We start from the raw sequence: 1,749 nt of genomic DNA on the forward strand, positions 1-1,749 counted from the left end.
CCCAGAAGCCTATGCCAAAACCCTGGCGGGCTCGGATACCCTAACCCCGGACTCTAAAGCCGACCGCTACTGAAGGCGGGGGGACGTCGCAGTGAGCGGCATCGGCTCCCGGTTTTCGGGCTGCTTCCTGCTGTTTTCAGGGTGCTTCGGGCATCGCTCCGTCGAGCGTCCGGTGGGCATGTTCGCGGGTGCCACTGGGGCATTTGGCAAGCAGCTCCCGGGTGAGTACGCTGCGCCTAACGATTCGTTCAAGCCGACGCCACTTCGTTCCGGCTTTGCAATGGCAGGTAGAGCTTGCCATTGCAAAGCCTGCACTACGCAGCGCGGCTTAACTCAGGTGGGGTTCTACCCCGAAATCACGGACGGTTGTGAAAGGGTTGAAAACTTCTGATCCTGCCTGGCGAGTCTTCGCCGCATCCTCGGGTTATGGGATCGCTCGATGTATTCGAACACATCGGCTCTTGCGGCATCGAGTGTCGCGTACTTCATTCGATAGACCCGCTCGCGCTTGAGCAAGCCGAAGAACCCTTCGCATGCCGCGTTGTCGCCGCAGTGGCCGACCGCGCTCATCGAGCACACCAACCCGTTGGCCGCCAGATAACGTTGGTAGTCGCCGCTTCGGAACTGGCTGCCGCGATCGGAGTGCAGGATCACCTGGTCGCTGCCCTGGCGCTGCCACACCGCCATCTGCACGGCTCGGAGCACCATCTGCCGATCCTGCCGGCCGTGCATCGACCAGCCAAGGACCAGCTGGCTGAACAAGTCCAGCACGATGCACAGATACAGCTTGCCCTCGCTGGTCTTGATCTCGGTGATATCGGTGACCCACTTGGTCTCCGGCTCCAGCGCGGCAAAGTCCCGTTCCAGCCAGTTACGCACGCCCGGTGGCGTCAACGCAGGCCGACCGCGCTGGCCACGCCGCTTCGGCCGCGGCCAGCCCTGCAGGCCGTCCACTGACATCAGCCGCGCCACCCGGTTCAGACTCGCCGTCTCGCCTTCGTCGGCCAGATCCTCTTGCATCCGGCCTGCGCCCAGCGTGCCCCGGCTGTCTTCGTGCAACTCACGGATGCGGCCGAGCAAGCGCTCGTTGTCGAATTGGCGGGCGCTTGGCAGGCGCTGGCTCCAGTCGTAATAGCCGCTGGCGGACACCCGCAGGCAGCGGCACATCAGCCGAACCGGGAACTCATCGCGGCAACGTTCGATCGCCTGATACCTCAGGACGATCCCTTGGCAAAGAACGTTGCCGCTTCTCTTAAAAAATCCCGCTCCTTCTTCACCCGGGCCAGCTCGCGCTTGAGGCGGGCGAGTTCCTCGTCGCGGGGCGTTCCGGTGCCGCCGAAGGCCACCTTGCCCTGGCTCTGCGCCTCCCGCTTCCAGCGGGTCAGCAGCGTGTCCCGGATCCCCAGCTCCCGTGCCACCTGGGCACAGCTGACGCCTGGCTGGCTCGCCTGCTCAACCGCACCACGCTTGAACTCCGCACTGAACTTCCTTCGCTTCGACATGAACACTCCTGTCTGCCCCTATCGGCCTTCTTGTAAGTGTCCGTGAAAACGGGGGTGAACCCGTGTTAGGCCTCAGGGAGAGGGCGCCGCTGATGTTGGTTCGCAGAGCATTACCTTGCTTCTCGCTACTTTATTGGCTGCTTGCAGTGCTTGGTGTTAGCGCCGACGCAAAACTGACCCACCCACGCCGACTGAAAACTGACCCACCCGGGCGAGGATGGCGGTCTTTTGGAGGCCGCCTGGATGT

At 63.3% G+C, this 1,749-nt stretch carries 1 protein-coding gene; it reads right to left on the bottom strand.

The window, feature by feature from the left end:
* Positions 1–345: 345 nt before the first annotated feature.
* Positions 346–1,502 (bottom strand): IS3 family transposase gene (locus B5D37_RS14520; protein WP_143814366.1). Its coding sequence is split into 2 segments (ribosomal slippage): positions 346–1,253 and positions 1,253–1,502, totalling 1,158 coding nucleotides; the frame shifts between segments, so codons are not numbered across the junction.
* Positions 1,503–1,749 lie beyond the last annotated feature (247 nt).

This window comes from Lysobacter spongiicola DSM 21749 (assembly GCF_900167055.1).
GTDB lineage: Bacteria > Pseudomonadota > Gammaproteobacteria > Xanthomonadales > Xanthomonadaceae > Novilysobacter > Novilysobacter spongiicola.